The organism is Henriciella sp. (assembly GCF_049649345.1).
GTDB lineage: Bacteria > Pseudomonadota > Alphaproteobacteria > Caulobacterales > Hyphomonadaceae > Henriciella.
Window position 1 is genome coordinate 1 of record NZ_JBARZC010000555.1, and the last position, 5,587, is coordinate 5,587.

Consider the following 5,587-nt stretch of genomic DNA (forward strand, 5'->3'; position numbering starts at 1 on the left):
ATATTACAGTGCCTTACTGGGAGCTCGTCGAAACATTCACACGCGCATCCGGCCCCGGAGGCCAGCATGTGAACAAGACATCGACCGCTGTCGAACTCAGATGGAATGTCGACGCCTCGTCTGTTCCCGCGTGGCTCAAGGCGCGGTTTCGCAGGATTTGGAAGAACCGGATGACCAAGGACGGCGATGTCATCGTCGATGCCAGCGAACACCGCTCCCAGGCCCGCAATCGTGATGCCGCGAGGGAACGATTGACCTCGATGATCCGCAAGGCAACACAAAAGCCGAAACGCCGAATTCCGACCCGGCCCGGCCGCGGCGCCATCGAGCGCCGGATCAAGGCCAAAAAGGAAGTCGGTGAGAAAAAAGCACTGCGGGAAAAGATCAAGCGCAGTGATTTGTAGCGGAGGGAAATCATGCCGGAATTCGAAGACAAGAGCGTGCTGGTCGTTGGCGGCTCCAGCGGGATCGGAAACGGTATAGCGCAGGCCTTCAAGGCGAGAGGCGCTGAGGTGGCAGTCTGGGGCACGCGGCCGTCTGCGAGTGACTATAAGGGCGTTGAAGGCAGCGATCTTTCAGGCGTGACGTATCACAGCGTTGATGTCGTCAACCGGGAAGCCGTTGATGAGGTGACAAAATCGATCAAAGCGCTCGACGTGCTGGTTCTTTGCCAGGGAACAGTGCGGTACAATCGCGAAGAATTTGAACGCGAAGGCTGGGACGTCGTGATGGACGTCAATATCAACAGCGTCATGGATGTGGCGAGGGCGCTGAAACCGGCACTGGCAGAGCGTCACGGCAGCGTGATTATCGTCAGCTCCGTCGCGGGCTTCAACGCCACGATCGGCACGCCAGCCTATGCCGCTTCGAAGCATGCCGCTGTAGGCCTCACGAAAACGCTTGGGGCTGCCTGGGCGCGGGATGGCATCCGGGTCAACGGGCTTGCCCCGGGCCTGGTGGAAACCAAGCTCACCCATGTCACGACAAAAAATGAGAAGCGGCTGACCGGCGCCCTGCGCAGTATTCCGCAGGGCCGCATGGGAACACCGCAGGACATGGCCGGCGTGGTGCTGTTTCTGGCCTCGCCAATGGCGAGCTATGTGACAGGCCAGACCATCATTGCCGATGGCGGCCTGTCACTGCAGTGATTACTGCACAACCGCGCAGGCCACACGTCCGCCAGCTCCGCCAATCGGCTGGCTCAGATGGTCGTCGCGCCCTTCATGAATGATGATGGCGCCGCCGTCTTCGTCCATCACGTCGGAAAGCGCGACGAGATCGGTAAAGGTCTCGTAATTCACAGAGCCATCGTCGAAGGCATAGAGATTGGGCAGGTCGCCCGGCTCTGGCCCGTCCGGATTAAGCAAGCCGTGACCGCCTTCAATTTTGCCGACATGACCGCCTGACTCGGTGTACTCGCCGGTGTCAGAGCAGTCACCGGTCTTGTGGATATGGACCGCATGCCATCCCGGCGTCAGGCCACCTGCTTCGACGCTCACTTCCATCAGAATGCCATTCGGGCCTTCGATCATGTTGATCGACCCGATGGTCGAGCCTTCATCTCCGAGAAGGTCACCTGTGGCGCGCATCATGGACGGCAGCGAGGTCGGGCCGGAGGGCTCTGGCATCTCGTCCATCATCTCGGTTTCGTCTGACGGTGGCGGCGTTACCTCTTCATCCTGCTGTGCATTGGAGGTTTGCTGTGAGCAGGCAAACAGGATGGACAGGGCTGCGACGGATGAGGCGAATGTGAGCGGACGGGACATTTGAGGCTCCTTGGATTACCCGAGTAAAGCTATACCAGTTTAGCTCAAGGTCCAACGCAACGGCGTGGCCAAACGTTCCAGTGGAGAGCGACGTGAACGATAAGGAAAGGGCCGACAGATTGTTGGTGGCGCTTGGTCATTATGAGAGCAGGGCTGCGGCGCAAGCTGCGATCTCGGCCGGGTGCGTCAGCGTCAACGGTGAGCGATTGGCCAAGGCATCCACCAGGATTTCCGGCGCGGATGCCATAGAGGCGTCTCATCCTCATCCTTGGGTTTCCAGAGGTGGGCTCAAACTCGACCATGCTTTGAACGTGTTCGGGGTGGAGGCGGCCGGCAAGACTTGCCTCGACATCGGCGCATCAACGGGCGGGTTTACCGATGTCCTTCTCGCGCGCGGCGCGGCACATGTGATCGCGGTGGATGTTGGCCGCGACCAGCTTCATTCGCGGATTGCAGGCGATCCGCGCGTGAGCTCTCTCGAAGGCTGCGACGCGCGCGACCTCCTGCGGGATAACCTGGCAGAGGCGCCCCCCCTTATCGTCTGCGATGCGAGTTTCATCTCACTGGAGAAGCTGCTCGAACGCCCTCTCTCTCTTGCGCGGCAAGGCGCAGACCTCGTCACCCTGTTCAAGCCACAGTTCCAGGTCGGCCGAGCGAATATCGGCAAGGGTGGCATTGTCACCGATCAGGGCGCGATTCAGCGCGCCGAGCAGGCCTTTTGCGACTGGCTTGAGGGGCGTCGCTGGCGTGTGCTCGGCAGAACGGACAGTCCGATATCAGGCGGTGACGGCAATGCCGAGCGCCTCATCCATGCAAAACTGAAAGCGGGTGAGAGCTAACCCGAAGGACCGCGCCTCGGATTGTTTTCCCGGCGCGACAGGAAGGCAAGGCGTTCGAAGAGGGCGACGTCCTGTTCGTTCTTGAGCAGAGCGCCATGCAGAGGCGGGGTGAGCTTGTCCGGATCCTGCTCGCGGAGCGTTTCTAGATCGACATCCTCATTCATGAGCAGTTTCAGCCAGTCAAGCAGCTCCGAGGTGGACGGCTTCTTCTTCATGCCGGGGACTTCGCGCATCGAATAGAACGTCGTCAGCGCGTCTTTCACCAGCTTCTGCTTGATGCCCGGATAGTGAACATCGATGATCTCATTCATCGTCTGCTCGTCCGGGAATTTGATGAAGTGGAAGAAACAGCGGCGCAGAAAGGCGTCCGGCAGTTCCTTCTCATTGTTGGAGGTAATGATCACGATCGGGCGCTGCTTGGCCTTGATCGTCTCGTCAGTCTCGTAGACATAGAATTCCATCCGGTCGAGCTCCTGCAGGAGGTCGTTCGGGAATTCGATATCGGCCTTGTCGATCTCGTCGATCAGCAGGATCGGGCGTTCCTTGGCGGTAAACGCTTCCCAGAGCTTGCCCTTCTTGATGTAGTTGGAAACGTCCTTAGCGCGCTCATCACCCATCTGGCCATCGCGCAGGCGGCTGACCGCGTCGTATTCATAGAGGCCTTGCTGCGCCTTGGTGGTCGATTTGATGTGCCATTCGATCAGCGGCACGCCCAGCGCCTTGGCGACTTCGATGGCGAGAACCGTCTTGCCTGTACCGGGTTCACCTTTTACGAGCAGCGGCCGTTCCAGTGCGATTGCGGCGTTCACCGCCACCCTCAGGTCTTCAGTTGCGACATAGTCCTTCGTGCCCTCAAAGCGCATGCTCGTCTCCAAATCTTCAATCATCAGCAATGATAAGCCCGGGGCCCAACAGAGCAACCTTCTGTTACGGCTGACTTTGCGTCAATTCGCCGAGAAAGACACTGCAAGCTCGTATTAACCATTCGGATATTAAGTTAAGAGGCTGATTCGGATGGAAATATCCTCGGGGGGAGGGCAAAATGCCTCTCAAGCTGTCACTAAAACCGGCGGAAGCCGTCGTTGTGAATGGAGCTGTGATCCGTAACGGAGAACGGCGCAGCACCCTGTTGCTGGAAACTAAGGCACGCATTTTGCGAGAGCGCGATGTCATGTTTCCAGAGCATATCAATACGAATTTCGAAGCGGCCTATTTCTCTGTCATGCAGATGTATCTGACGGGCGAGAAGAAGGGCCCTCTCTATGATGCCTGCGTCGCTGCGCTCGCCAATCTCGTGCGCGACGTGCAAACCCAGGAAATGCGCGAAGAGGTGCTGACCATCAGCCGCTTTGTCGCGGCTGGGCAATTGTACAAGGCAATCGGCGCCTGTCGCAAAATGGAGCGGGGCCTGCCATCCCCGGTGGCAAGCCGTGAATAGTGCAATGAGTCGTCCCTCGCCTGATGAAGCCAACAGTGTGTCGCTGGACGACGGCATCGCCCTGCTTGAGAGCGGCAAGGCTGACGCAGCCATATGCATCAATTTTGGGGACGGCGTATTTGGGCAGGCAGAAAACGAGGATGACCTCGATGGCCTGCTGCAACGCGCCAGGGGACTGAGACTGATCCGAATGATGGTAGATGGCGAAGCGATTGAGCAGCCGGCCAGTATGCGTTCCAGCAAGCCAGCCCTGCATCCTCTGGTGAAAGAGATACTGGACGCGCTTAGGTCAGCTGACTAAAGCGCGCCGCATGACAGGCGATCTCTTCTCAATCTTCAGTGCGTCCTTTGTGACGTTCTTCGTGTTGATCGACGCTCTCGGTGTGGCGCCTATCTTTGCTTCGCTGACCGCGCAAGGCGACGATGCGTACCGGCGCCGAATGGCGGTGCGCTCTGTGTTTGTTGCGACGCTGATCATTTTCGGATTTGCGTTCTTCGGCGCCTGGCTGCTGGAGAAGTTGCATATCACCATCGATGCATTCCGGGCCGCGGGCGGGGTTCTTCTGTTCCTCATCGCACTCGACATGGTGTTCGAGAAGCGCACAGAGCGCCGCGAAAACCGCGCCGATGAATATCTTGAAGGCCATGAAAACCCCGAAGACGTTTCAGTATTTCCGATCGGGATTCCCATGCTGGCAGGCCCCGGCTCGATCGCGACAGCGATGCTGTTCATGACCGAAGCAGGCGACTGGGCGCAGAAGGGTGTTGTCTTGTCAGCGATCGGCCTGAACATGATCTTGTGTCTGCTCGTCTTTCTGGCGGCCTCACCGCTCGTGCGAGCGATGGGCGAGAGTATTGCCGGCGCAATCACACGCATTTTCGGTGTTATTCTGGCGGCCCTGTCGACCCAGCTTATCATTGACGGCATCATCGGCGCGTTCGGAATTGGCTGACCTTCGCGGGCGTCAGCGCCGGTAGTGTCGTACGGGCCGCGCATGGCTGACGGATGAAATCGCCGTCCAGGCGAGCGCAAAGCCGATACCTGCCAGCGCCATCAACTGAAGCACAAGCTCAAGAGACCATTTCACGCCGATCTGGGCGAGCCCGATAATACGGGGCCCGATCTGCTTGGTCAGCGCCACAGCCCTGTCACCGCCCGCTTCAGCGACCAGCTGAAGCTTGCGGATGTCTTCTGGGGAATCGGCGGTTTCAAGCAGGGTGACAGCGCCAGTAGGGCTTGTCAGATCTGAAAGCCTTGCAATGGCGCGCAGGTCGCGTTCCAGCCGCTCAAGTCCATCGGGGTTGATCGCCGTCTGATAGGCATCGAGCACCTGTTCTTCGAGCTGGCTCATCGGCGCAACAGTGGAGAGCGCCCCTTGAAGCGCGCTCAGCGCCTGCTCCTGTGGCATGGCTCGTTCGACCCGGGTCTGCAGATACTCGGCATATTCAGGCGTCAGGCGCCGCGCACGGCTTGCTGCGCGAATGACAGACGTGGCTTCAGCGTACATCTCAGCCTGCGGCTCGCCCTCCGCCTTGATGAGGCT

General features: G+C 59.2%; 9 protein-coding genes. 6 read left to right on the forward strand and 3 right to left on the reverse strand.

Annotation, left to right across the window (positions count from 1 at the left end; all coding sequences use genetic code 11):
- The first annotated feature begins 2 nt into the window (after positions 1-2).
- Together arfB and WA989_RS15335 are read left to right on the forward strand one after the other, a co-directional pair.
- Positions 3-404 (forward strand): alternative ribosome rescue aminoacyl-tRNA hydrolase ArfB, encoded by a 402-nt coding sequence (arfB, locus tag WA989_RS15330; RefSeq protein WP_424341349.1) that lies wholly within the window; start codon positions 3-5, stop codon positions 402-404.
- Between the two features lie 12 nt (positions 405-416).
- The gene (locus tag WA989_RS15335; protein WP_424341350.1) at positions 417-1,148 is read left to right on the forward strand and encodes an SDR family NAD(P)-dependent oxidoreductase; all 732 of its coding nucleotides are present in this window, start codon (positions 417-419) and stop codon (positions 1,146-1,148) included.
- On the opposite strand, the gene WA989_RS15340 is transcribed toward WA989_RS15335, so the two are convergent.
- Positions 1,149-1,766 (reverse strand): superoxide dismutase family protein, encoded by a 618-nt coding sequence (locus WA989_RS15340; protein ID WP_424341351.1) that lies wholly within the window; start codon positions 1,764-1,766, stop codon positions 1,149-1,151.
- A gap of 92 nt (positions 1,767-1,858) precedes the next feature.
- Between WA989_RS15340 and WA989_RS15345 the strand changes: the two genes are divergently transcribed.
- Positions 1,859-2,605, forward strand: coding sequence for a TlyA family RNA methyltransferase (locus tag WA989_RS15345; RefSeq protein ID WP_424341352.1), 747 nt, complete (start codon positions 1,859-1,861; stop codon positions 2,603-2,605).
- On the opposite strand, the gene WA989_RS15350 is transcribed toward WA989_RS15345, so the two are convergent.
- Positions 2,602-3,492, reverse strand: coding sequence for an AAA family ATPase (locus WA989_RS15350; protein WP_424341353.1), 891 nt, complete (start codon positions 3,490-3,492; stop codon positions 2,602-2,604). The two genes, WA989_RS15345 and WA989_RS15350, sit on opposite strands and share 4 nt — an antisense overlap.
- A 155-nt stretch (positions 3,493-3,647) precedes the next feature.
- Here WA989_RS15350 and WA989_RS15355 point away from each other — a divergent pair, with 155 nt between their 5' ends.
- From WA989_RS15355 to WA989_RS15365, 3 genes are read left to right on the forward strand one after another with little or no spacing between them, the layout of a single operon-like run.
- A complete protein-coding gene (locus WA989_RS15355) occupies positions 3,648-4,043 on the forward strand; it encodes a flagellar biosynthesis repressor FlbT (RefSeq protein WP_424341354.1) in 396 nt (131 codons plus the stop codon).
- 4 nt (positions 4,044-4,047) lie between these two features.
- Positions 4,048-4,344, forward strand: a complete 297-nt coding sequence (locus WA989_RS15360) for a hypothetical protein (RefSeq protein WP_424341355.1) — start codon at positions 4,048-4,050, stop codon at positions 4,342-4,344.
- A 10-nt stretch (positions 4,345-4,354) separates the two neighbouring features.
- Complete coding sequence (locus WA989_RS15365) at positions 4,355-4,996, forward strand: MarC family protein (RefSeq protein WP_424341356.1); 642 nt, start codon at positions 4,355-4,357, stop codon at positions 4,994-4,996.
- Between the two features lie 12 nt (positions 4,997-5,008).
- On the opposite strand, the gene WA989_RS15370 is transcribed toward WA989_RS15365, so the two are convergent.
- Positions 5,009-5,587, reverse strand: a 579-nt coding sequence (locus WA989_RS15370; protein WP_424341357.1) for a hypothetical protein, incomplete at its 5' end; no start/stop codon positions are given.

What these genes read in the sequence shown, in the direction of transcription:
- WA989_RS15335 (WP_424341350.1), top strand. Translation starts at nt 417, where the DNA reads ATGCCGGAATTCGAAGACAAGAGCGTGCTGGTCGTTGGCGGCTCCAGC.
- WA989_RS15340 (WP_424341351.1), bottom strand. Translation starts at nt 1,766, where the DNA reads ATGTCCCGTCCGCTCACATTCGCCTCATCCGTCGCAGCCCTGTCCATC.
- WA989_RS15350 (WP_424341353.1), bottom strand. Translation starts at nt 3,492, where the DNA reads ATGATTGAAGATTTGGAGACGAGCATGCGCTTTGAGGGCACGAAGGAC.
- WA989_RS15355 (WP_424341354.1), top strand. Translation starts at nt 3,648, where the DNA reads ATGCCTCTCAAGCTGTCACTAAAACCGGCGGAAGCCGTCGTTGTGAAT.
- WA989_RS15360 (WP_424341355.1), top strand. Translation starts at nt 4,048, where the DNA reads ATGAGTCGTCCCTCGCCTGATGAAGCCAACAGTGTGTCGCTGGACGAC.
- WA989_RS15365 (WP_424341356.1), top strand. Translation starts at nt 4,355, where the DNA reads ATGACAGGCGATCTCTTCTCAATCTTCAGTGCGTCCTTTGTGACGTTC.